Below are 23,878 nucleotides of genomic sequence, written 5' to 3' on the forward strand. Positions count from 1 at the left end.
CGCGCGCAACCGGCACCACAAAGGGGGTTGAATCAGTGGGTGGGAGGTGCGCGATGGACTCCGACCTGAAGGCACTGCCGAGCTGGTTCCAGATGAGCGAGGGCGACCGTGCGCAGGCGGCCCGCCACGTGTACGAGCTGCACCAGCACGGCACCGGGCAGCACCACGGGGAGCCGCCGGTCCCGGACGTCCGATACCGGGACGATCCCGCGTTGGCGGCACTGGACGCCGGGAGCGCGTCCCGGCACGCGATGCACGTGACGGACGGCGGCTGGGAGGAGCTGTGCTGGCGGGAGACCGAGGAGGAGGCCGCCCGGCTGTGCATGCTGGCCCAGGCCGCGGACGGGCTCTCGCCGGGTGCGCCCCCCAGCGCGCTCGGATAGGGGTTCTGCGGTAGGAACATCCCCGTGGACGCGCTGCTGTTCGACATGGACGGCACCCTGATCGACTCCGAGCACCTGTGGCTCGAGGCCGAGATCGCCACGATGGCGTCACTCGGTTCCGCGTGGACCGACGAGGACCAGGCCTACTCCCTCGGCGGCCCGATGGAGCGCGTGATCGCGTACATGGTCGAGAAGGCCGGCGGCGGCCACGACCACGGTGAGGTGACCGCCACGCTGCTCGGGCACATGGAGCGGCTGCTGCGGTCCGAGCACATCCCGTGGCGCCCCGGGGCGCGGGAGCTGCTGCAGGAGGCCATCGACGCCGATCTGCCCAGGGCGCTGGTCTCCGCGTCGTGGCGCACCCTGGTCGACGCGATGCACGAGGAGGTCCTGCACGAGGTCGGCCGCAACGCCTTCCCGGTCACCGTGGCCGGGGACGAGGTGAAGGTCGGCAAGCCCGACCCGGCGCCGTACCTGCTCGCAGCCCGCCGCCTCGGCGTCGATCCGCGCCGCTGCGTGGTTCTGGAGGACTCGCCCACCGGCGTCACCGCGGGACGGGCCTCCGGCGCCCTCGTCGTCGCGGTGCCGCACATGGTGCCGATCGAGCCGGGGGAGCGGTGCGTCGTCGTCCCCACCCTGGAGGGCGTCACGCTGGCGGACCTCGAGCGGTGGCTCGCCGAGGCGTAGCCGGTCGGTGCCGTCCCGCGTCAGCACCTACTCGGTGGCGATGGCGCGCAGCACGTCCAGCCGGGACGCGCGCCAGGCCGGCCACACCGCAGCCACGATCCCGCCGAGCGCCCCGAGCAGGACGAAGGCGACGAGCTGCCCGCCGGGTACGGACAGCTGGCTGATGCCCTGCGGCTCCAGGACCCGTTGCAGCAGTGACCCATAGACCAAACCGGTCGCGACGCCCACGAGGGCGCCGAACACGGCCATCAGCATCGCCTCCAGCACCACCATCCGGCGCACCTGCGACCGGGCGGTGCCGACGGCGCGCAGCAGGCCGATCTCCCGGGTGCGCTCGAAGACGCTGAGGGACAACGTGTTCACGATGCCGAGGAACGCGACGATGACCGACAGGGCCAGCAGCGCGTACACGAACCCGAAGAGCACGTCGAACTGGCTGTTGATCTCGCGCTTGATGTCGGCCTGGTCCTGTACGCGGACGCTCGGGTACGGCTTGAGGCGCTCGGTCAGGTCGGCGCGCACGGCGTCCGCGTCGGCCCCCGGTGCCAGCCGGATGTAGACGGCGCTGTCACGCTCCAGGGAGCCGATGCTGGTGATCGTGTTGAGGTTGACCACGTAGCCCTGGAAGAAGCCGGCCGGCTCGTACGTGCCCACCAGCTTCAACGTCCCCGGCCCGTTGACGAACGTCGCCTCCACGTCCTCCCCGACGGTCAGCCCCAGCTCGCGCGCCGTGGTGGTGTCGACCACCACGTTGCCCAGGCCGAGGTCCGACAGCGACCCCTCCACCATCGTGATGTCCAGCACCTGGGGGAGCGCCTGCGGATCCACTCCGGTCAGCGGGGCCCGTTGGCCGTCGACCTCGATCGGCACCTGGCGGGCGTACGTGACCACGGCGGTGCCGGGAGTGTCCGCGATCGCCTTGTAGACGTCGTGCGTGAACGGCTGGAACGTCCGGCCGAAGACCACGAAGTCGGCGCCGATCGTGTCGTCCACGACCTCGGTGACGGAGGCCTTGGCCGACGCCGCGATGACGCCGATCGTGGTCATCAGCGCCAGGCCGATCGCCAGCGCGCTCGCGGTGGCGGCGGTCCGACGGGGGTTGCGGCGGCCGTTCTCCACGGCCAGCCGACCGACCGCCCAACGCCGCCAGGGCAGCCCGAGGGCGCGCAGCAGTGGCCGCGACAGCCACGGCGTGAGCGCGATGACGCCCACGAGCGCGAGCAGCGCCGACAGGCCCACCCAGGTCGCGGCGCGCTCGGTGTCGTCGGCGGCCAGTGCCAGCCCCCGGATCGCTGTGGGTACGGCGAGCAGCACGAGCACCGCCCCGACGACGGTCAGGCGGCGCAGCGAGCGCTGGGGCAGTGCAGTGTCCTCGCGCATCGCGGCCACCGGCGGGATCACCGCCGCGCGCCGGGCCGGTAGTAGCGCCGCCAGGACGGTTACGACGAGCCCGACGCCCACCGCGAGGACGATGGTGGACGGCTCCACCACGAGCGGGCCGGGGGGCAGTGAGGCGCCGAAGGTGGCGAACAGCGTACGAAGCAGCAGCGAGACCCCGATCCCGCCGGCCAGCCCCAGCGCTGCGGCGACCACGCCCACGAGCGCGGCCTCGACGACCACCGAGCCGCTGACCTGGCCCCGGGTGGCACCGACGGCGCGCAGCATCGCCAGCTCGCGGGTGCGCTGCGCCACGAGCATGGAGAACGTGTTGAAGATCAGGAACGTCGACACGAACAGCGCGATCAGGCCGAACACCAGCAGGAACGTGTTGAAGAAGGCGAAGCCCTCCTCGATCCGCTGGGCGATGTCGTCGGTGCTCTCCTGACCGGTACGGATCGTCACGTCCGGTCCGAGCTGCGCGGCGACGGCCTCGCGCAGCTGGTCCTGGCTCACCCCGGGCGCGGCGGACACGACCACCTGGGTGAGCTCCGGGGCACCGAGCAGCGCCTGTTGCGCCGTGGCGAGGTCGAAGACGGTCAGGGTTCCGCCCAGGCTGCCGGAGATGCCGCGGGACACCAGCCCGACCACGGTCGGCTCGAGGACCCCCGCCTCGGGCGTGTCGATCCGGATCCGGTCGCCGACCGAGACCGAGGCCTGCTGCGCGGTGCTGTCGAGCAGCGCGACCTCGTCGCCCGACTCCGGCGCCCGCCCACTGGTCACCCGAAGCGACGTGAGGGCCTGGTCGGGGACCCAGGACTGGGCCCGTGCCGGCGGACCGGCAGGTCCCACCGGGACGTCGTCGGGGCCGAGGACGAAGACGTTGGAGCCCGACACCACGCCGTACGCGGCGGCCACCCCGTCGACCCCGCGGACGTCGGTCAGCACCGAGTCGGGGAACGTGAGCGGCTGGGCGCCGAAGCCGCCGCCGCCCCCGGCCCCGGAGCCGTCGAGCTCGGACTTGGGCGTCACGACCAGGTCCGGCTGCGGCTGCAGGAAGAGCTCGTCGAAGGAGCGCTTCAGCGAGTCGGTGAAGATGTTGGTCCCCGTGATGAACGCGATGCCCAGGGCGATCGTCAGGACCGTCAGCGACAGGCGGAGCTTGTGCGCGAACAGGTTCCGCAGGGCGGCGCGGAGCATCGCGGGTCAGTCCCGACCGGCGGGCTCGAACCCGTCGAACGCGCGCATCCGGCCCAGCACCGCGTCCGGCGTCGGGTCCATGATCTCGTCCACGATCTGGCCGTCGGCCAGGAAGAGCACCCGGTCGGCGTACGACGCGGCACCCGGGTCGTGGGTCACCATGACGATCGTCTGGCCGAACTCGTCGACGCTGCGCCGCAGGAAGCCGAGCACCTCCGCTCCCGAGCGGGAGTCCAAGTTGCCGGTGGGCTCGTCGGCGAACACGATCTGCGGCCGGCTCGCCAGTGCCCGGGCGCAGGCGACCCGCTGCTGCTGGCCGCCGGACAGCTCGCTGGGCTTGTGACCGAGCCGGTCGCGCAGCCCGATCGTGTCGATCACGGTGTCGACCCAGGCACGGTCGGGCTTCCGCCCGGCGATGTCCAGCGGCAGCGTGATGTTCTCCGCCGCGGTGAGCGTGGGCACCAGGTTGAAGGACTGGAACACGAAGCCGACCGCGTCCCGGCGCAGCCGCGTGAGCTGCTTGTCCGACAGCGACGTCAGGTCGGTGTCGCCGATGAACACGCGGCCCTCGGTGATCGTGTCCAGCCCGGCGAGGCAGTGCATCAGCGTGGACTTGCCCGACCCGGACGGTCCCATGATCGCCGTGAAGCGACCGGCGGCGACGTCCACGTCGACCCGGTCCAGCGCGACCACCCGGGTGTTGCCCTCGCCGTAGACCTTGACCAGGCCGCGGGCCCGGGCGGCCGGCTGCTCGGCGCTCGTCTCCTCCACGGCGTCACGCTAACCCAGGGGCAGCCGCCCAGCGCGCGGGCGGTCCGTCGGCCCGAGACGGCCCGCCGTGGCGCCCCGGCAGCGGCATGACGGGCCCGGCAGGCTCGACGCGCCCCGGCGTCAGTCGTCCGCGACGGGGGAGAAGTCGTCGGCCCGCAGGTCGGCCGGCGGCGCGGCGGGTGGCAGCGGCGGTGGCGTACCGCCCCAGGCCGGGCACCGGGCGCGGTGGTCGCACCAGTCGCACAGCCGCGAGGGGCTCGCCCGCCAGTCACCGGTCTCCGTCGCCCGGTCGATCGCGGCCCGTAGGGACTCCAGTTTGCGCTCGGTGGCGCGCAGGTCGGCCTCGTCCGGCTGGTAGCGCAGCACCTCGCCGTTGCCGAGGTAGAGCAACTGCAGCATCCGGGGCACCACGCCGTGCATGCGCCACAGCACCAGGGCGTAGAAGCGCATCTGGAACAGGGCCTTCTGCTCGAACGACTCCGACGGCGACCGCCCGGTCTTGTAGTCCACGACCCGGACCAGCCCGTCCGGCGACACGTCCACGCGGTCGATGAAGCCCCGCAGGACCAGCCCGGAGTCGAGGGCGACCTCGACTCGCAGCTCGCGCTCCGCGGGCTCCAGCCGCGTGGGGTCCTCCAGGGCGAAGTACGTGGCCAGCAGCGGTTCGCTCTCCGCGAGCCAGGACGCCAGGGTGTCGGGGTCCGGGTCGGGGGCGGGGGTGCCGTCGAGGTGGGCCTGCCACACCTCGTCGTCATGGAACACCGTGACGACCGATGGGTCGTCCTCGCGCAGCCGCTGCCACTCCGGCTGCAGCAGGTCACGCGCGGACTCCGGCGTGCGCCGGTCCGCGGGCAGGTCGAACAGCCGCTCCAGCACCGCGTGGACCAGGGTGCCTCGTACGGCGGCGGCGCCCGGGCGCTCGGGGATGCGGTCGACGACCCGGAACCGGTAGAGCAGCGGGCAGGTCATGAAGTCGCTGGCCCGCGAGGGCGACAGCGACCGGGGGACGGGCGGGGCGGAGGTCGAGCTGCTCACGGTCCGGGAGCGTACGGGGGCCCTCCGACACGCCGCCGCATCGCCGTTCCGCGAGTGCTCGCTCGTGGGGGTTTCAGGACCGTCCCGAAACCCCCACGAGAGAGCACTCGACGGGGAGGGTCGTGCGGGTGGGCGGGGTCGAGCGGCGCGGCGCCCGCGCTCCGGCCGGACGCGGGGGGACACTGGCGCCGATGACGACCGCGCCGAGCGGGGCCGTCCCCCCGCCGCGGGAGGGCCGGCCGGACGGCGAGCACCGCCGCGGGTCGTGGGCGCGCGCCACCGCGGAGCGCACCGTACGGCTGCTCGCGGAGCGGCACCGGATCGAGGTGGACCCCGGCGGGCTGGCCGAGCACCTGCGTGAGCGGGTGGAGCAGGTCGCGGTCGTCATGGCGGTCACCCCGCGGGAGGCGCGGCGGTACTTCGAGCCCGAGCGGCTGGCCGACCTGCTCGCGGAGCAGCTGGCCGACGAGCCCGAGAAGCACGGCCCCGCCGCCATCACCCCGCTCCCGGTCGAGCCGACGCTGGCCGCGGCCCGTACGAACGACGACCGGGTCGGCTCCGCACCGGTGGATCTGGCCGACCTCGGGTACGCCGTCGCCTGGTGCGGCCTGGTCGCCGCGCGGAACGGCGACACCGAGCTGGCCGCCGCGGCCGCCCTCCAGTCTGCGCGGGTGTCCTGCCTGATCGCGGACCTGCTGCGGTCCGGTCCCGACCCGACGGCCGAGCGACCCGGAGGGGCGCAGATCGCGATCGAGCTGGTGGCGCCGTTCCGGGACGACCTGGTCGCCCTGATGGACCGCGTCGCGGCCCGGATCCGGAGCGGACGCTTCCGCGACCTTCCGGGCTCGCACGACCCGGCTGCGGCGCTGCGCGACCTGGAGGCGGCGCGCGAGGCGCTGGGGGCACCCGGCGGGGGCGCCGGCGCGCCGGGCACCGCCGCCGGCGAACCGCCGCGGGCCGACGCGCCGCAGCCGACCTAGCATCGACCCATGGACCCCGAGGAGCCGCGGCAGCGCGGCCTGTTCCGCCTCGGCGGGATCCCGGTGTCCGTCCCGTGGAGCGGGGTCATCGGGGTCCTGCTGATCGCCTGGCTGTGGTCCCCGCAGTTCGCCCTCGCCGGCGGCAGCACGACCGAGCAGGTCGTGCTCTCCGGCGCCTTCGCGGTGCTGCTGTACCTGTCGATCCTGGTGCACGAGCTGGCGCACGCGTGGTCCGCACGTGCCTTCGGCTTCCAGGTCACCGGGATCGTGCTGTGGGTGCTGGGCGGGTTCACGCTGTACGAGCGGCAGCGCCAGCCCTCGCCGGGTCGCGAGGCGGCGGTCGCGGCCTCCGGCCCGATTGCCACCGCGCTCATCGCCGTGGTCACCGGCGTGGTCGCGGCGACCGTGGCCGGCGGCTGGGACCCTCGGGTTGTCGTCCTGCTGGAGGCGCTGGCCTGGGGCAACGCGGTCATGGCGGTCTACAACGCACTGCCAGGCCTCCCGCTGGACGGGGGAGCGGTGCTCAAGGCTGTCGTCTGGGGCGCGACCCGCTCGGAGTACCGCGGCACGGTCGTCGCCGCCTGGTCCGGCCGGGTCCTGGCCGTCGTCCTGGTCGCGGCCCCACTGGCGCTGTTCTGGGGGTCGGGCGCCTCGGCGGGGATCGGGCTGCTGCTCGCCGGCGCGATCTTCGCGGCGATCCTGTGGACCGGGGCCACCCAGGCGCTCCGGCGGGCGCGGGTCGAGGAGCTGCTGCCGTCGCTCACCGCCCAGGCACTGGCGCGCCGGGCCGTCCCGGTCGACAAGGACCTCCCGCTGTCGGAGGCGCTGCGCCGGCTCGGCGGGGCCGGCGCCGGCGGCCTGGTCGTCGTGGACCACGACGGGCAGCCCCTCGGGATCGCGCACGAGGCCGCCGTCAGCGCGACGCCGCTGCAGCGGCGGCCGTGGGTGCCGGTCGGCAGCGTCTCCCGACGGATCGACCCCCGCGCCGTCCTGGCCCAGGACCTGGTCGGCGACGCCCTGCTGCGGGCGATGCAGGACCACCCCGCGCCGGAGTACCTGGTGGTCGACGGGGACGGCCGGGTCGTCGGGGTGCTGGCGGCACAGGACGTCGAGGCCGCCCTCAGCGCGTAGCCCGCCCGCCGCCGAGCGCCTCTCCGCGTTCATCGCTCGGTCGTGGGGGTTTCGGGACCGTCCTGAAACCCCCACGAGCGAGCACTCGCTGGGGTGGGGAGGCTGGCGAGGGGGTCGGCGGGCGGCGGTAGGTTTCCCGCGTGCCCGACATCGAGCCGACGCCCGACGCGGTCGCCGACCACCCGGCCGCGGACGCCGACCACCCGGCCGCGGACGTCGACCACCCGGCCGCGGACGCCGACCCGGGGGGCACCGACCACACCGACGTCCCCCCGGGTCCGACCGGGGCGGAGCACCGGCGCGGGCCGTTCCGCGAGGGCGACCTGGTCCAACTCACCGACCCCAAGGGCCGGATGCACACGGTGGCGCTGGTCCCCGGCCGGCAGTTCCACACCCACAAGGGGGCACTGCCCCACGACGAGTTGATCGGTCGCCCCGAGGGCATCGTGGTCACCTCGACCGGAGGCACGCCGTACCTCGCGCTGCGGCCGCTGCTCACCGACTTCGTGCTGTCGATGAAGCGCGGCGCCACGATCGTCTACCCCAAGGACGCCGCACGGATCGTGGGCCTGGCCGACGTGTTCCCCGGGGCCCGCGTCGTCGAGGCCGGCGTGGGGTCGGGTGCCCTGACCTGCTCGCTGCTGCGCGCGGTCGGCGACCAGGGCCTGGTGTCGTCGTACGATCGCAGGGACGACTTCGCCGCGATCGCGCGCACGAACGTGGAGCGCTACTTCGGCGGCCCGCACCCGGCCTGGCGGCTCACGGTGGGGGACCTGCAGGACTCGCTGTCCGAGGCCGAGGTCGACCGGGTCGTGCTGGACATGCTGGCGCCGTGGGAGTGCCTCGACGCGGTCGCGTCCGCGCTCGTCCCGGGCGGCGTCCTGGTCGTGTACGTCGCCACCACGACCCAGCTGTCCCGCATGGCGGAGACCCTGCGCGAGGACGGCCGGTGGACCGAGCCGAAGGCGGAGGAGTCGCTGCTGCGGACCTGGCACCTCGAGGGCCTGGCCGTGCGCCCGGACCACCGGATGGTCGGCCACACGGGGTTCCTGCTGGTGACTCGCCGACTCGCCGAGGGCACCGTGCTGCCGCCGCGTCGCACCCGCCCGGCCAAGGGTGCGTACGGCGAGGACTACGAAGGACCCGGCTCCGGGGATCGGGGCTGAACCACCCGCCGCGGCCAACGCGACCCGCCGGAGGATCCGACGCATGGAGGGGTGGCGTACGCGCCCGACGTGGGTAGGGTCGAAGGAAGCGCCAAGGGAGGTGACCGACGTGCCGTACGAGGACGACGCCCCGCGCCTGCGCGCGATCGAGGACCGGCTGGCCGAGGTCCAGGACGAGCTGGCCGCCGCCAAGTCGCAGAACGTCCGGCTCGCGGCGACGCTGCGCGAGGCGCGCGAGCAGATCATCACCCTCAAGGCCGAGGTCGACCGGCTGGCCGAGCCGCCGAGCGGGTACGGCGTCTACCTCGAGACCCACGACGACGACACCGTCGACGTCTACACGGCCGGGCGCAAGATGCGCGTCACGGTGAGCCCCGGGGTCGACGCCAGCGAGCTGCGGCCGGGCCAGGAAGTCATGCTCAACGAGGCGCTCAACGTCGTGGGTGCGATGGAGTACGAGCGGCACGGGCAGATCGTGATGTTCAAGGAGCTGCTCGAGGACGGCTCGCGCGCCCTGGTGCTCGGCCACACCGACGAGGAGCGGGTGGTGCCGCTGGCGCAGCCGCTGCGCGGCACCGTGCTGCGTGCCGGCGACTCCCTGCTGATGGAGCCGCGGTCGGGCTACGTGCTGGAGAAGATCCCGAAGGCCGAGGTCGAGGAGCTCGTGCTGGAGGAGGTCCCTGACATCGACTACGCCGACATCGGCGGCCTGGCCGGCCAGATCGAGCAGATCCGCGACGCCGTCGAGCTGCCGTTCCTGCACCCCGACCTGTTCGCCGAGCACAAGCTCGCCCCGCCCAAGGGGATCCTGCTGTACGGCCCGCCCGGCTGCGGCAAGACGCTCATCGCCAAGGCGGTCGCCAACTCGCTGGCCAAGAAGGTCGCCGAGCGCGAGGGTCGCGAGGCCGGACGGTCGTACTTCCTCAACATCAAGGGTCCCGAGCTGCTGAACAAGTACGTGGGCGAGACCGAGCGGCACATCCGGCTGGTATTCCAGCGGGCCCGGGAGAAGGCGTCCGAGGGCATGCCGGTCATCGTCTTCTTCGACGAGATGGACTCGCTGTTCCGCACCCGCGGCTCGGGCGTCTCCAGCGACGTGGAGAACACGATCGTGCCGCAGCTGCTCAGCGAGATCGACGGCGTGGAGAGCCTGGAGAACGTCATCGTCATCGGGGCGTCCAACCGCGAGGACATGATCGACCCGGCGATCCTGCGTCCGGGCCGGCTCGACGTGAAGATCAAGATCGAGCGGCCGGATGCGGAGGCCGCGCGCGACATCTTCTCGAAGTACCTCACCGCCGACCTGCCGCTGCACGCGGACGACCTGGCTGAGCACGATGGGTCGCCGGACACCGCGTGCGCGGCGATGATCCAGCGCGCCGTGGAGCGGATGTACAGCGAGATCGAGGAGAACCGGTTCCTGGAGGTCACCTACGCCGACGGGGACAAGGAGGTCCTGTACTTCAAGGACTTCAACTCCGGCGCGATGATCGAGAACATCGTCGCGCGGGCGAAGAAGATGGCCATCAAGGACCTCTTGGACCACGGCCAGCGCGGCATCCGGGTGCAGCACCTGCTGACGGCGTGCGTGGACGAGTTCCGCGAGAACGAGGACCTGCCCAACACGACCAACCCGGACGACTGGGCGCGGATCTCGGGCAAGAAGGGCGAGCGGATCGTGTTCATCCGCACCCTTGTCCAGGGCAAGCAGGGCACCGAGGCCGGCCGCTCCATCGACACGGTGGCCAACACCGGCCAGTACCTGTAGGCCCGCGTCCCGCGAGGGCACACGATCCGCTTTGCGGATCGTGTTGCATCGGGGTGCGGCGTGTCGGGGCAGGAGGCGGTCACACGATCCGGGTGATGGTGGTGCTGCGCCCCACGGGGGCACAGGGAGTTCCTGAGGCGGGTGAGGCGGCTACGGCCTGGCGGGGAGCTGGACGGTCGCGTGCGTCCCGGTCTCCCCGTCCGAGTCCAGGGTGACGGTCCCGCCGTTGGCCTCGACCAGCGCGCGCACCACGGACAGGCCAAGCCCGGAGCCGGGCACCTCGTCCGCGCGCGGTCCGCGCCAGAAGCGATCGAACACGTGCGGCAGGTCCTCGGGCAGGATGCCGGGTCCGGTGTCGGCCACGACGACGCGGGCCACGTCCGCAGCGGTGCCTCCGAGCTCCACGCGCACTGAGACCTCGTCGCCCGGGCGGCAGAACCGCGCGGCGTTGGACAGCAGGTTGCCCACCACCTGGTGCAGCTGGTCGCCGTCGGCGACGACGTGGATGCCGTCCTGCACCTGGGTATGAACCGTCAGACCCGCCGCGGCCAGGGCCGGTTCGTGCGCGGCCACGGCCGAGCGCACCAGGGCGGCGAGGTCCACGTCGGTGCGCGGACCGCGTGGGGTGGGGTCCTCCGCGGCGGCGAGCCGGGCCAGGTCGTCGACCACCCGCCCGAGTCTGAGCGCCTGGTCGTGCAGGCCGGCGAGGACCTGCGGGTCCGGCGGGACGTAGCCGTCGCGCAGCTCCTCCAGGCCGGCTTGGAGCACCGCCAGCGGGGTACGCACCTCGTGCGCGACGTCCGCGGCCATCTGCCGCCGCTGCGACTCTGCCAGTGCGACGGCGTCGGCGGCGTCGTTGAAGGCGGCAGCAACCTCCGCCACCTCGTCGGGACCGGCCTCCTGCGCCCGCGCCGTGCGGTCGCCGGCACCGAACGCGCGGGCGGTCCCCGCGAGCTCGCCGAGCGGCCGGGTGAGCCGCCGCGTCACCCACCAGCTCGCGAGAATGGCGACGCCGAGGGCGACCACGGCCGCCACCGCGATCCAGGTCCACGCCACCGACCGGCCAGACCCGGCAGCCGGCGTGCCGAACCCCAGTCGTACGGTGCCCACCTGCTGGCCCTCGACGACCACGGGCGCGACGACCGCGCCGGACCCCGCGGACACGACCGCCCCTCCGCCCGGGCCCGGTCCGGAGCCCTGGCCGCTCGCCGGGTTGCCGCCGTCGGGGTTGCCGCCACCCGCCTGGCCGTGACCGTCCGTCCCCGTCCCGACGATGACGCCGTCCGCGTCCCGTACCGACAGCCCCGCGCCCGCCGCGGACGCGACCGCGGTCGCGTCGCTGAGGTCGGCACCCTCCCAGCCACCTGCGCGCGTGTACGCCTGCGCGGCCAGGTCGGCGACGGTCACCGCCACCGCCTCCCGCTCCTCCGTGCGCAGGGCGGACAGCCCGAGGCCGGAGCCGATCAGGGCGGAGACTGTGAGCACCGCGACGGCGACCAGCGAGACCACGGTGAAGGCGAGCAGCAGCCGACCGCCGAGCGACCCCCGCGCCCCGGAGCGCCGCGACCGCCGTCCCCCGGGGCGCGCCTCAGCGGTCACGGGGGAGCCCCAGCCGGTAGCCGACGCCAACGACGGTCTCCACGACGGAGCCGCCGTCGGGGCCGAGCTTGCGGCGCAGGTTCTTCACGTGCGAGTCGATCGTGCGCTCGTAGCCGGCGAACTCGTAGCCGCGGACCCGGTTGACGAGTTCGTAGCGGGAGTAGACCCGGCCGGGGCTCGCGGCCAACGCCGTCAGCAGCCCCCACTCGGTCGGTGTGAGGTCCAGCTCGGTCCCGTCGAGGACGGCGACGTGGCGGTCGTCGTCGATGAGGAGCCGGCCCCCGCCGTACGACGGTGCCGCCGGACCGTCCGCCGTCTCCTCGCCGCGGCCGAGCACGGCCTGGACCCGCAGCACCACCTCGCGCGGGGAGAACGGCTTCGTCACGTAGTCGTCCGCGCCGAGCTCGAGGCCGGCGATGCGGTCCTCGACTCCTGACCGTGCAGTCAGCACGATGACCCGGGTTCCCAGACGGCGGGCCTCGCGCAGCACCTCCAGCCCGTCCACGTCCGGCAGCCCGAGGTCCAGCAGCATCAGGTCCACGCCGGTGCCCAGCGAGGCGATCGCCTCGGCGCCGGACCCGGTGGTGAGCACCGAGTGGCCCGCGCGCTCGAGGTAGCGACGCAGCAGGTCGCGGATGTCCCGCTCGTCCTCGACGACCACGACCGCTGCCACGGGCCCATCCTGACGCGTCCCAGCCCGCGTGGCGGGCTGGGGAGGCACCTCCACACGATCTCCACACGGACCGCACGACCCCTGCAGACCGGCCTCCGATGCTGCAGGTGTTCGCCCCCCAGACGGCGACGAAGACCCGGGCCGGAGCCCCGCGCGCTGGCCCCCGACGAAGGAGAGACCATGCGACGCACCCTCATCGTCGCCGGTGCAGCCGCCGGCGTCCTCACCCTCGGCGTGGCCGCCCCCGCGTTCGCCGCGGGCAACGGCTTCGGCCCCGGCACCGGCACCGCGTCGGCGACCTGCGACGGCACCGGCGTTCCGCTGGCGGACGGCACCGGCACCGGCGGAGGCCCGTACGGACCGGCCGGGTCCGGCCGAGGCGCCGGTCGTGGCCAGGGCGGGCAGGGGTTCGGACAGGGCCCCGGGAACGGCACCGGCGCGAACGCCGCCGCCATGGGCACCCTGACCGCGACGCAGAAGGCCGACCTGCAGTTCATGGTCGAGGAGGAGAAGATGGCGGGCGACCTGTACGCCGCCTTCGCCGCGAAGTACGACAGCGCCGAGTTCGCCCGGATCGCCGCCAGCGAGGACCGGCACATGGCGTCGGTGCAGAACCTGCTCGACAAGTACGGCATCGCCGACCCGACGGACGGCGCGAAGGCAGGCGTGTTCGACAACGCCGACCTGCAGGCGCTGTACAACAAGCTGCTGGCCCAGGGCATGACGAGCCTGGACGACGCGTACGACGCCGGCGTGCTGGTCGAGAAGACCGACATCGCGGACCTCGAGAAGGACCTCGTGGGCCTGACCGCCCCCGACGTGAAGCGGGTCTACACCAACCTGCTGCGCGGCTCCACCAGCCACCTGGCCTCCTTCGAGGCCCTGGCCTGACACCCACGTACGACGGCACCACCCGCCCCACGCGTCACCGGGTGCGGGTGGTGTTGCGTCTTCCGGACGCGACACGCCGCCCCACCTGGGCACACGATCCGCAAAGCGGATCGTGTGCCCGAGGGGTGGGGGAGGGGTGGGGCGCGCCTACGCTGGTGGGCATGAGCGTGCACCGGGTCATGGGGATCGAGACCGAGTACGGGATCTCGGTGCCCGGCCACCCGAACGTCAACGCCATGCTGACCTCGTCCCAGGTCGTCAACGCGTACGCGTCGGTGGCGATGGGGGAGCGGCGCGGCAAGACCCGCTGGGACTACGACGAGGAGACCCCGCTGCGCGACGCGCGCGGGTTCGACCTGTCCCGTGCCGAGGCCGACCCGACCCAGCTCACCGACGAGGACCTCGGCCTGGCCAACCTCATCCTCACCAACGGGGCCCGGCTGTACGTCGACCACGCGCACCCGGAGTACTCCACGCCGGAGGTCACCAACCCGCGTGACGCGGTGGTGTGGGACAAGGCCGGCGAGCGGATCATGGAGCGCGCGGCCGCCCTCGCGTCCGCGGTCCCCGGGGCGCAGCCGATCCAGCTGTACAAGAACAACACCGACAACAAGGGCGCGTCGTACGGCTGCCACGAGAACTACCTGATGGCGCGCACCACCCCGTTCGCCGACGTGGTCCGGCACCTCACCCCGTTCTTCGTGTCCCGCCAGGTGGTCACCGGGTCCGGCCGGGTCGGCCTGGGCCAGGAGGGGCGCGAGCACGGCTTCCAGATCTCCCAGCGGGCGGACTTCTTCGAGGTCGAGGTGGGCCTGGAGACGACGCTGAAGCGCCCCATCATCAACACCCGGGACGAACCGCACGCCGACCCGGAGCGCTACCGGCGGCTGCACGTCATCGTGGGCGACGCGAACCTGTCGGAGACCTCCACCTACCTCAAGCTGGGCACGACCTCGCTGGTGCTGTCGATGCTCGAGGACGGGTTCTTGGACTTCGACCTGTCGCCGGCGAAGCCGGTGCAGGAGATGCACGCGGTGTCGCACGACCCCACGCTCGGCCACCAGATCGAGCTGCGCGACGGCCGTCGCCTCACCGCGGTGCAGATGCAGCTGGAGTACCTCGAGACCGCGCGCAAGTACGTGGCGGACCGGTACGGCGACGACGTCGACGAGCAGACCGCCGACGTGCTCGCCCGCTGGGAGTCGGTGCTGCTGCGGCTCGAGGACGACCCGATGCTGCTGGCCGCGGAGCTGGACTGGGTGGCCAAGCTCAGCCTGCTCGACGGATACCGCCGCCGGGACGGGCTGGACTGGGACGCGGCCCGGCTGCACCTGGTCGACCTGCAGTACTCCGACGTGCGCCGCGGCCGGGGGCTGGCCGCCCGGCTGGAGGAACGGGGCTCGCTGCGCCGGCTGACGACGGACGAGGAGGTCGCGCGGGCGGTCGTCGAGGCGCCGCACGACACCCGCGCGTACTTCCGCGGGGAGTGCCTGCGCCGCTACGGCGACTCGGTCGCGGCCGCCTCCTGGGACTCGGTGATCTTCGACATCCCCGAGCGCGACGCGCTGCAGCGGGTTCCGACGCTGGAGCCGCTGCGGGGCACCAAGGCACATGTCGGGGCGCTGCTCGACGCCAGTCCCGACGTGGCCGCGCTGATGGCCAACCTCACCGACCGCGGCTGAGCACGGGCCGGCCGGCCCCGAACACCGGGAACTGCGAGGAGGGCACGGTGCTGGGACGGCTGCGACGCTCGCTGGGCGGCTCGGCGCCCGGGATGAGCGCCGCGCTGGGCGCCCTGGACGAGGTGCTCAACCCCGCGGCGCACCGGGCCCGCGAACTGCTCGAGCACGACCACGAGCGGGTCGTGGCCACACCGTCCCCGGGCGACCGCCTGCTCAACGAGGGGGTGCTGGAACTGCCGGCGACCCCTCAGCCCAGCCGCTCCAACCGGAGCGCGAGCGCGGGGCAGGCGGCGACCGCCCGCTCGGCGAACCCGTGCAGGTGCTCGGGGACCGGACCGCCCACGAACGGGTAGCCCCAGTCGTCGAGGGAGATGACCTCGGGCAGCAACTCGGCGCACAGCCCATGGGCGTCGCAGCGCAGCCAGTCGACCTGCAGCGACTCCATCCGACGGCCGGAGGTCACGGTCGATCCGTCCATCCCGGTCACCTCCACTCCGTGTCGCTGCCGAGGGCGGGGCCGGGCACGGGGATGACCGGTCGTCCCACGGAGCCCGGGCAGGGCTCCCCGGCCGCGTGCGCGTAGGCGTCGTCCGCGGCCATCGTCAGGGCCGAGCGAACCGTGCGGGCCACGCCACCGGGGTGGTGGCAGGCGCCCCGGCCCTCGACCATCCCGCACCAGCGGTGCAGCCGGTCCAGCGTCGCCAGACCGCCTTGCCCGCTCGCGAGCAGCTGCAGGCCGTGCGCGAGTGCGGGCAGGCCGTTCAGGCAGGGTCCGCACTGCTGCGCACTCTCGCCCGCCATCCACCGGGTGATCCGGGCCGTCTCGGCCAGGGTGCAGGTCCCCACCGGGACCGGGGCCAGCAGCCCGACTCCCGGGGACACGCCAGACTCGCCGCGCCCGGGGGCCTGCAGCGGCGTGGTCCACGCGTCGGCGCCGTCCAGCCAGGTCCCCGCGAATCCGCCCATGAGGACCGCACCGACCTGGGTGCGGTCGATGCCGGCGGCCTCCAGCGCGTCGCCCGCGGGCAGCCCCGACGGCACCTCGAGGACGGACGAGCCGCCGGACGGGTGCCGGACGGTCACCATCCGGGTCCCGGGGTCGCCGGGCACGCCGACCTGACGGAACCACTCCGCCCCGTGCCGGGCGATCAGCCCGACGTGGGCGTACGTCTCCGCGTTCGACAGCAGCGTGGGGCGTCCGTCGACCCCGCGCTGATCGGGCCGCGGGGTGGGCCCGGTCGGCAGCGCCGGACCGCCGGACAGGAAGCGGATGACCGCGCTGGCCTCGCCCGACACGTAGCGGTCCGGGACCTCCTCGAGGCGGACCCGCAGGTCGTGGCCGTCGTCACGCTCGAGCTCGTACAGGGCGGCGTCGACGGCGTCCCGAGTGGCCAGATCGCCGCGGTGGACGACCACGACGACGTCGCGGGCGCCCACGGCCCGGGCGCAGGCGACGGCCCCGTCGAGCACCAGGTGGGGGGTGAGCGTGAGCAGGGAGGCGTCCTTCGCGGACAGCGGCTCGCCCTCGGAGGCGTTGACGACGACCACCGGGCGACGACGCCGCGAGGCGACCGCGGCCAGCTTGATGCCGAACGGGAACGCCGCACCGCCGCGACCCCGCAGCCCCGAGTCGGTCACCTGCTGCAGCAGCGGGTCGGGCTCGGACCTGCCGCGCCGGCGGGGGACCGGGAGGGCGCCGTGCACCGCACGGTGCTCCTCCAGGCCGAGGCGCCGGCGCGAGTGGTCGACCCCGGCCAGCAGCCGAGCCGGTCCGAGCGCCAGGACCTGGGTGCTCCCCGGGCGCTCGTTCGGGACCGGCGTCACCGGCGTCACGGGCTCTGCGGTGCCGGTCGGCCCGGGCAGATCCACCAGGGTCATCGTCCGGGCCTCGGCCGCGCGTGCGCCGGAACCGGGACTGGCGGTCACGGGGTCACCGCCACCGTCGCGGTGGACTCCGGGGGCGGCGTTCCCGCCTTCTCGGCCCACCCGGGTGCCAGCGGCCCCCCGACGGCCCACAGGGTGACCAGCACGGGCGCGACGGCCAGGCCGATCAGGGCGGTGATCCGCGCCGGCTGGGGCAACGTCACCAGGCCGGCGACGCGAGCCGCCACGGCCATGATCACCAGGACGACGCAGACGGCGGTGACGATCTGCACGGCCGGGTTGCGGGCGTCGGTCCCGGTGCCGAGCCCGTGCAGCACCGAGGCGCCCCAGGCGACGTAGGTGAACGCGTGCACGACCCGCCAGGTGCGTTCGCTGAGGCGGCGACGCCACGCGGTCGCGATGAGGGCCGCGATGAGCAGGTCGACCGCGAGGGTGCCGAGGCCGAGCCAGATCGGCCGGTACGGCGAGGCGAACGGGACCACCGCGTCCCAGACGTCGATGTCGACGTAGGAGTCCAGCACCGAGGTCACGATGTGGATGCCGAGCAGGGCCACGGTCATCAGGGCCAGCTTGCGGTGCAGCTCGTTGGTGACGAACGCGGGCATCTTGAACGGCAGCCGGCGCGCCGTGGACAGCACGCCGAGGATGACGACCAGGGTGAACTGGACCAGCAGCACCAGCCCGGTCGCCCGGTTGAGCCACCACAGGGTCTGCGAGGGGACGGTGACGTCCACGGCGGCGACAGGGGCCGCCGCCGACAGGTGCTCCAGCGTCAGGCTGAGCGCGGTCATGCCGCGACCTCCTCGGGCCAGGGGTGAACGGGGACGACGGTGCCCTCGGTCGTGACCAGTCGGGCGGGCAGGCCGGCGTTGGCCAGCCAGGTGGGTGCCGACTCGCCCAGCATCAGGGCGGCGGCGGAGGCTGCGTTGGCGTCCACGCAGGTGGCGGCGGCCACGGAGGCCGTACGGAAGCGCCCTCGTGCGGGTGAGGCGGTGCGCGGGTCGATGAGGTGGTGCACGATGCGCCGGCCGACCCGCCAGCGTCGGGCCAGGGTGGTCGAGGTCGCCAGCCCGCCGGTGGCGAGCGCGACCAGGACCGGCGGGGCCTCGCCCGGCTCGGGCTCGGGCCGCTCGGTGAGGCGGACCAGGAACCCCGGGCTGCCTTCGGGGACGCCGGCCACGGCCAGGTCACCGCCCATGCCCACGAGCACCGGACCGTCGACGGCGCGGGCGGCAGCCTGCGCGGCGGCATCGGCGGCCCAGGCCTTCGCCGACGCCCCGAGGTCGAGCACGACCCCGGCCGGCACCCGCACCGTCCCGGCCTCGTCGTCGACGACGACCTGCGTGTGGTCGGGGCGTCGGACGACGGCGACCGGCGTGGTGAGGCGCCGGATCCCGGTGCTGCGCAGCTCCTCGATGTCGCGGTCGTAGCCGTGTGCGACCAGCAGCTCGCCGATGGTGGGGTCGATCAGGCCGTCGGTGATGCGCGCCACCCGCAGCCCCTCGCGCACCAGCGTGCGGAACAGCGGGGAGGCCGGGACCGGCCGGCCCTCGGCGGTGTTGAGCTCGCTGATCTCGCTGTCGGTCCGGAACCGGCTGGCCGCGAGGTCCACGGCGTCGATGACGGCCTGCACGGCGGCCCGTGCCGGGGCCAACTCGTCGGCGCGCGTCGTCACCACCTCGACGGTGGTCGACCACACGGTCCAAGTGGCGTGGGCGGCGGGCAGGCAGTCGGTGTCCCGGACGGCGCCGCCCGCTGCGGGGGCGGCCGTGGTCATGACCCGGAACCGCCGGCGGGGGCGGGCGCGGGGGCGGGCTTCGCCGGGGCCGGGGCCGGCGGGGGCGGCGGCGGCGGGGCCGGGGCGGCCGGCTTCGGGGCCGGTGCCGGGGCGGCGGGCTTCGGGGCGGGTGCGGGGGCGGCCGGCTTGGGTGCCGGCGCGGCGGCGGGCTTGGGCGCGGACTGCCCGGAGGACCCGCCCGAGCCCGAGGACCCGGAGGAGCCGGAGGAGCCGGACGACCCGCCGGAGCTCGAGGACCCGGACGAGCCGGAGGACCCGGAGGAGCCGGACGTCGTCACGGCCTGGGGAGCGGCGGCCGGCGCGGCCGGCGCGGCGTCGGCCTTGGCCTTCGCCGCCGCGGCCTTCTTCGCCTTCGCGGCCGCCTTCGCCTTGGCCTTCGCCTTGGCGGCCTTCGCCGCTGCGGCGTCCGTCGCCGCGGCCGGGTCGGAGGACCCTGCCGCGCCGTCGTCGACGGCGGCCGCCTCGGCCACCGCCACCTCGGCCAGGGGGGCCTGCTCGGCGGCAAGCCCCGTGGTCGGTGCGGCCAGGGCCGCGGTCACGATGCCGGTCGCGGCGACGGTTCCCACCGTCGCCGCCGCGGCCATCACGTTGACCGTGCGGGTTCCTGCCGTCCTGCGGCGGGTCGCGTCCATCGCCTACCTCTCGGGTCGGGCCCGTTCCTGCGGGGGCCTCACGGTCGGGTCGGCGCTGCGCCGGACCCGGGTCGATCCCCTCGCGGACCACTGTGGGGGAGGCACCGATAAGTGGGTACCCCGCCACTCCTAACGGGTCCCTAAGGATCTTGGGTCGCCTCAGGGAGCCGCGTCCCGGCCCGGCGGATAGGGTCAGGGGTTGCGGCGGGTCCGCTGCCGGGTGGTCGGTGCCGGGGCCCGCACGGGAGGAGGGTCCATGAGCACGCGCGACAGCGGCGAGCAGAAGCGGGCGACCCGCTCGGCGGACGAGGTCGACGAGGTCGAGGTCGCCCCCGCGGAGGACGTGGCGGCCCGCAAGGAGCAGCTCGACGCCGACGTGGACGCGATGCTGGACGAGATCGACGAGGTGCTCGAGGAGAACGCCGAGGACTTCGTGAAGTCGTTCGTGCAGAAGGGCGGCCAGTGAGCAACCAGGGCGAGCGGACCGGTCAGGCACGGCTGCCGGACGCCTACCTCGGGGCCGGGTCGTCGTCGTTCGTGGAGTTCCTCGGTGCGCAGGCACCCGATCTCCTGCCCGGCCGTCGGCTGGCGCAGCAGGGCTGGCCGGCCGCTGCGCGGTCCGGTGAGGACCGCGGCCTGGACGCGCCGCACGGCACCACGATCGTGGCGGTGACCTACCCCGACGGCGCGGTGATGGCCGGCGACCGCCGGGCCACGATGGGCAACATCATCGCCCAGCGTGACATCGAGAAGGTCTTCGCCGCGGACGAGCACTGCGTGGTCGGCATCGCCGGGACCGCGGGCATCGCCGTGGAGCTGGTGCGGCTGTTCCAGGTGGAGCTGGAGCACTACGAGAAGATCGAGGGCGTCCCGCTGTCCATGGACGGCAAGGCCAACCGCCTGTCCACCCTGCTGCGCGGCAACCTGGGGCTGGCCATGCAGGGCCTGGCCGTCGTCCCGCTGCTGGCCGGCTTCGACCTGGAGTCCGAGGGCGGCCGGATCTTCTCGTACGACGTCACCGGCGGCCGCTACGAGGAGCACGACTTCTACTCGGTCGGGTCGGGGTCGATGTTCGCGCGCGGCTCGCTGAAGAAGCTCTACCGCGAGGACCTGTCCGCCGAGGACTCCATCGCGGTCGTCATCGAGGCGCTGTACGACGCCGCCGACGACGACTCGGCCACCGGAGGCCCGGACCTGGCCCGCGGGATCCTGCCCGTGGTGGCCCGGGTCGACGCCGCCGGGGTCCACCTGCTGTCCGACGAGGAGCTCGGGCCGGTGGTGCGCGCCGTGGTCGAGGCCCGGATGACGCGCCCGGACGGCCCGAACGCCCCGCTGCCGCGGGTCTGAGGGGGCAGGAGCAGCGATGAGCGTCCCGTTCTACGTCTCGCCCGAGCAGATCATCAAGGACAAGGCGGACTACGCGCGCAAGGGCATCGCCCGCGGCCGCAGCGTCGTGGTGCTGCAGTACGACGGCGGCATCCTGTTCGTTGCGGAGAACCCGTCCCGGGCGCTGCACAAGATCTCCGAGATCTACGACCGGATCGCGTTCGCCGCGGTCGGCAAGTACAACGAGTTCGAGAACCTCCGGGTCGCCGGCGTCCGGCTCGCCGACCTGCGCGGCTTCTCCTACGACCGGCGCGACGTGACCGGGCGCAGCCTGGCCAACGCCTACGCCCAGACCCTCGGCACGATCTTCACCGAGACGCCGAAGCCGTACGAGGTGGAGATCGTCGTGGCCGAGGTGGGGGAGGGCCCGGCGGACGACCAGCTATACCGGCTCACGTTCGACGGGTCCGTCGCCGACGAGCACGGCTTCGTCGCGATGGGCGGCTCGGCGGAGAAGATCTCCGGCGCGCTGCTGGAGTCGTGGCACGACGGGATGCCGCTGGAGGAGGCCCTGCGGCTCGCGGTCGCCACCCTCGGGACCGAGGGCTCCGGCGACGGCAACCCGCGCGTCCTGACGGCCGACCAGCTCGAGGTCGCCGTGCTCGACCGGTCCCGGCCGCGGCGCAAGTTCCGCCGGGTGGTCGGCGACCGCCTCACCGACCTGCTGGGCGAACCGCCGGAGCCGCCCCCCGCTCCCGGTGTGCCCGAGTCGCCCGACACCGACCCGGAGTCCGCCGACACGCCGTGACCCGGCCTTCCGCCTAGGGTGTCGCCATGGACCGCCGGATCTTCGGGCTCGAGACCGAGTACGGCGTCACGTGCACGTTCCGCGGCCAGCGCCGGCTGAGCCCGGACGAGGTCGCGCGCTACCTGTTCCGTCGGGTCGTGTCCTGGGGTCGCAGCAGCAACGTCTTCCTGCGCAACGGCGCGCGGCTCTACCTCGACGTCGGCAGCCACCCGGAGTACGCCACCCCGGAGTGCGACGACGTCGAGCAGCTCGTCGTCCACGACAAGGCCGGGGAGCGCATCCTCGAGGGCCTGCTCGTCGACGCGGAGCGGCGGCTGCGGGAGGAGGGCATCTCCGGCGACGTGTACCTGTTCAAGAACAACACCGACTCGGCTGGCAACTCCTACGGCTGCCACGAGAACTACCTGGTCGGCCGGCAGGGGGAGTTCAGCCGCCTGGCCGACGCGCTGATCCCGTTCCTGGTGTCCCGGCAGATCATCGCCGGCGCCGGCAAGGTGCTGCAGACGCCCCGCGGGGCGGTCTACTGCGTCAGCCAGCGGGCCGAGCACATCTGGGAGGGCGTCTCCAGCGCCACGACCCGGTCCCGGCCGATCATCAACACCCGGGACGAGCCGCACGCCGACGCGGAGCGCTACCGCCGGCTGCACGTGATCGTCGGCGACTCGTCGATGAGCGAGACCACCACGCTGCTGAAGGTCGGCTCGACCGACCTGGTGCTGCGGATGCTCGAGGCCGGGACGGTCCTGCGCGACATGACGCTGGAGAACCCGATCCGCGCCATCCGGGAGATGAGCCACGACCCCACCGGTCGGAAGATCGTACGGCTCGCCAACGGGCGAGAGCTGTCGTCGCTGCAGATCCAGACCGAGTACTTCGAGCGGGCGCTGGAGTTCGCCCACCGGCGTGGCTTGACCGAGGACCCGGCCGGCGTCCCGGCCCGGGTGCTGGACCTGTGGGGCCGCACCCTCACGGCCGTGGACACCGGCGACCTGTCGCTGGTCGAGCGCGAGGTGGACTGGGTGATCAAGCTGCGGCTGCTGGAGCGCTACATGGCCCGCCACGGGCTGCCGCTGTCCAGCCCGCGGATCGCCCAGCTGGACCTGGCGTACCACGACATCACCCGCAGCCGCGGGCTGTACTACCTGCTCGAACGACGCGGCGCCGTCGACCGGATCACCCGCGACCTCGACGTCTTCGAGGCCAAGAACGTGCCCCCGCAGACGACCCGGGCCCGGCTGCGGGGGGAGTTCATCCGCCGGGCGCAGGAGCGCCGCCGCGACTTCACGGTCGACTGGGTGCACCTCAAGCTCAACGACCAGGCCCAACGCACGGTGCTGTGCAAGGACCCGTTCCGGGCCGTGGACGAGCGGGTGGACAAGCTCATCGCCAGCATGTGACCGCGGCTGTGCCGCCGTCCGGGGCGACGCGGGTCGGAGGCTAGGGTGACCCGGTGACCCGACGCCCCGCCCTCGCGGCCGCCGCCGCGCTGCTCGCGCCCGTGCTCGTCCTCACCGCGTGCAGCTCCTCCGGCACCACCACCGGAGCGACCTCGACGCCGAGCAGCAGCAGCGCCGCCCCGGAGTCGTCCAGCGCCGAGCCGACCGAGAGCGGCCCGACCGGGGAGCCGCAGGTCATCACGGTCGCGGACGTGTCCGTGCAGGGCGCGGCCGACCAGCCGCCGCTGGTCCAGTTCCCGGTCCCGGCCACCGCGACCGAGCTCACCACCGCCGACGTGGTCGAGGGCAAGGGCAAGGAGGCCGCGCCCGACTCGACCATCACCTTCAACTACGTGGGCATCGGGGCCGAGACGGGCACGACGTTCGACTCCTCCTTCGACCGCGGCGAGCCCCTGACCTACCCGCTGACCGGGCTCATCCCGGGCTGGCAGGAGGGCATCCCGGGCATGAAGGAGGGTGGTCGGCGGGTGCTCGTCATCCCCGGTGAGCTGGCGTACGGCGCCAACCCGCCGACGCCCGACATCCTGCCCAACGAGACGCTCATCTTCGTGATCGACCTGGTCAGCATCCCCTGACCGGAGCCGCTCCCGGCTCGCCGCACGGCACCGCCCATCGCCCACCGGAGGACAC

At 73.9% G+C, this 23,878-nt stretch carries 23 protein-coding genes; 13 read left to right on the forward strand and 10 right to left on the reverse strand.

The genetic code is table 11. The features are described 5' to 3' along the window. Positions 1–53 precede the first annotated feature (53 nt). Positions 54–383, forward strand: a complete 330-nt coding sequence (locus R2737_10505; GenBank protein MEZ5116687.1) for a hypothetical protein — start codon at positions 54–56, stop codon at positions 381–383. Positions 384–407: 24 nt separating this feature from the next. Next, positions 408–1,070 carry an HAD family phosphatase gene (locus tag R2737_10510; protein MEZ5116688.1) on the forward strand — a complete coding sequence of 221 codons (663 nt, stop codon included), beginning with the start codon at positions 408–410 and terminating at the stop codon, positions 1,068–1,070. Between the two features lie 27 nt (positions 1,071–1,097). Here the strand turns inward: R2737_10510 and R2737_10515 are convergent, their stop codons facing one another. The 3 genes from R2737_10515 to R2737_10525 form a co-directional block, all read right to left on the reverse strand. Continuing rightward, complete coding sequence (locus R2737_10515; GenBank protein MEZ5116689.1) at positions 1,098–3,647, reverse strand: FtsX-like permease family protein; 2,550 nt, start codon at positions 3,645–3,647, stop codon at positions 1,098–1,100. Positions 3,648–3,653: 6 nt separating this feature from the next. Next, a complete protein-coding gene (locus R2737_10520; protein MEZ5116690.1) occupies positions 3,654–4,418 on the reverse strand; it encodes an ABC transporter ATP-binding protein in 765 nt (254 codons plus the stop codon). Between the two features lie 120 nt (positions 4,419–4,538). Continuing rightward, positions 4,539–5,453 (reverse strand): PD-(D/E)XK nuclease family protein, encoded by a 915-nt coding sequence (locus tag R2737_10525; GenBank protein MEZ5116691.1) that lies wholly within the window; start codon positions 5,451–5,453, stop codon positions 4,539–4,541. Positions 5,454–5,644: 191 nt separating this feature from the next. Here R2737_10525 and R2737_10530 point away from each other — a divergent pair, with 191 nt between their 5' ends. The 4 genes from R2737_10530 (at position 5,645) to arc (ending at position 10,498) form a co-directional block, all read left to right on the forward strand. Further along, complete coding sequence (locus tag R2737_10530) at positions 5,645–6,433, forward strand: hypothetical protein (GenBank protein ID MEZ5116692.1); 789 nt, start codon at positions 5,645–5,647, stop codon at positions 6,431–6,433. Positions 6,434–6,442: 9 nt separating this feature from the next. Beyond that, on the forward strand, positions 6,443–7,564 hold the full coding sequence (locus R2737_10535; protein ID MEZ5116693.1) for a site-2 protease family protein: 1,122 nt from the start codon (positions 6,443–6,445) through the stop codon (positions 7,562–7,564). Positions 7,565–7,704: 140 nt separating this feature from the next. Next, positions 7,705–8,730: a tRNA (adenine-N1)-methyltransferase gene (locus R2737_10540; protein MEZ5116694.1), complete on the forward strand. Its 1,026-nt coding sequence runs from the start codon at positions 7,705–7,707 to the stop codon at positions 8,728–8,730. 100 nt (positions 8,731–8,830) lie between these two features. Continuing rightward, the gene (gene arc / locus R2737_10545) at positions 8,831–10,498 is read left to right on the forward strand and encodes a proteasome ATPase (GenBank protein ID MEZ5116695.1); all 1,668 of its coding nucleotides are present in this window, start codon (positions 8,831–8,833) and stop codon (positions 10,496–10,498) included. A 150-nt stretch (positions 10,499–10,648) separates the two neighbouring features. Here arc and R2737_10550 read toward each other — a convergent pair whose 3' ends face one another. Next, complete coding sequence (locus R2737_10550) at positions 10,649–12,097, reverse strand: HAMP domain-containing sensor histidine kinase (protein MEZ5116696.1); 1,449 nt, start codon at positions 12,095–12,097, stop codon at positions 10,649–10,651. Further along, a complete protein-coding gene (locus R2737_10555; GenBank protein ID MEZ5116697.1) occupies positions 12,087–12,770 on the reverse strand; it encodes a response regulator transcription factor in 684 nt (227 codons plus the stop codon). Before R2737_10555 ends, R2737_10550 begins: the two co-directional genes overlap by 11 nt. Positions 12,771–12,950: 180 nt before the next feature. Here R2737_10555 and R2737_10560 point away from each other — a divergent pair, with 180 nt between their 5' ends. After that, positions 12,951–13,661 (forward strand): DUF2202 domain-containing protein, encoded by a 711-nt coding sequence (locus R2737_10560; GenBank protein MEZ5116698.1) that lies wholly within the window; start codon positions 12,951–12,953, stop codon positions 13,659–13,661. Between the two features lie 161 nt (positions 13,662–13,822). Then, positions 13,823–15,343: a depupylase/deamidase Dop gene (gene dop / locus R2737_10565; GenBank protein ID MEZ5116699.1), complete on the forward strand. Its 1,521-nt coding sequence runs from the start codon at positions 13,823–13,825 to the stop codon at positions 15,341–15,343. Positions 15,344–15,590: 247 nt separating this feature from the next. On the opposite strand, the gene R2737_10570 is transcribed toward dop, so the two are convergent. The 5 genes from R2737_10570 to R2737_10590 are packed head-to-tail and all read right to left on the reverse strand — an operon-like array spanning position 15,591 to position 19,657. Further along, the gene (locus R2737_10570) at positions 15,591–15,821 is read right to left on the reverse strand and encodes a ferredoxin (GenBank protein ID MEZ5116700.1); all 231 of its coding nucleotides are present in this window, start codon (positions 15,819–15,821) and stop codon (positions 15,591–15,593) included. Positions 15,822–15,826: 5 nt separating this feature from the next. Beyond that, positions 15,827–17,221 (reverse strand): NADH-ubiquinone oxidoreductase-F iron-sulfur binding region domain-containing protein, encoded by a 1,395-nt coding sequence (locus R2737_10575; protein MEZ5116701.1) that lies wholly within the window; start codon positions 17,219–17,221, stop codon positions 15,827–15,829. A 44-nt stretch (positions 17,222–17,265) separates the two neighbouring features. Then, the gene (locus tag R2737_10580; protein ID MEZ5116702.1) at positions 17,266–18,018 is read right to left on the reverse strand and encodes a ferric reductase-like transmembrane domain-containing protein; all 753 of its coding nucleotides are present in this window, start codon (positions 18,016–18,018) and stop codon (positions 17,266–17,268) included. Then, entirely contained in the window at positions 18,015–19,004 is a 990-nt protein-coding gene (locus R2737_10585; protein MEZ5116703.1) for an FAD:protein FMN transferase, read from the reverse strand. The genes R2737_10580 and R2737_10585 overlap by 4 nt, the downstream gene beginning before the upstream one ends. Continuing rightward, entirely contained in the window at positions 19,001–19,657 is a 657-nt protein-coding gene (locus R2737_10590) for a hypothetical protein (protein MEZ5116704.1), read from the reverse strand. Before R2737_10590 ends, R2737_10585 begins: the two co-directional genes overlap by 4 nt. A gap of 256 nt (positions 19,658–19,913) precedes the next feature. Between R2737_10590 and R2737_10595 the strand changes: the two genes are divergently transcribed. From R2737_10595 to R2737_10615, 5 genes are read left to right on the forward strand one after another with little or no spacing between them, the layout of a single operon-like run. Beyond that, positions 19,914–20,123 carry a ubiquitin-like protein Pup gene (locus tag R2737_10595; GenBank protein ID MEZ5116705.1) on the forward strand — a complete coding sequence of 70 codons (210 nt, stop codon included), beginning with the start codon at positions 19,914–19,916 and terminating at the stop codon, positions 20,121–20,123. Then, positions 20,120–21,004, forward strand: a complete 885-nt coding sequence (prcB, locus tag R2737_10600; GenBank protein MEZ5116706.1) for a proteasome subunit beta — start codon at positions 20,120–20,122, stop codon at positions 21,002–21,004. Before R2737_10595 ends, prcB begins: the two co-directional genes overlap by 4 nt. A 16-nt stretch (positions 21,005–21,020) precedes the next feature. After that, positions 21,021–21,791 carry a proteasome subunit alpha gene (prcA, locus tag R2737_10605; GenBank protein ID MEZ5116707.1) on the forward strand — a complete coding sequence of 257 codons (771 nt, stop codon included), beginning with the start codon at positions 21,021–21,023 and terminating at the stop codon, positions 21,789–21,791. Between the two features lie 26 nt (positions 21,792–21,817). After that, positions 21,818–23,188 carry a Pup--protein ligase gene (pafA, locus tag R2737_10610; protein MEZ5116708.1) on the forward strand — a complete coding sequence of 457 codons (1,371 nt, stop codon included), beginning with the start codon at positions 21,818–21,820 and terminating at the stop codon, positions 23,186–23,188. A gap of 53 nt (positions 23,189–23,241) precedes the next feature. Next, the gene (locus R2737_10615; protein ID MEZ5116709.1) at positions 23,242–23,823 is read left to right on the forward strand and encodes an FKBP-type peptidyl-prolyl cis-trans isomerase; all 582 of its coding nucleotides are present in this window, start codon (positions 23,242–23,244) and stop codon (positions 23,821–23,823) included. The last annotated feature ends 55 nt before the right edge of the window (positions 23,824–23,878 follow it).

This window comes from Candidatus Nanopelagicales bacterium (genome assembly GCA_041393815.1).
In the GTDB taxonomy this organism is placed as follows: Bacteria; Actinomycetota; Actinomycetes; order S36-B12; family JAWKJK01; genus JAWKJK01.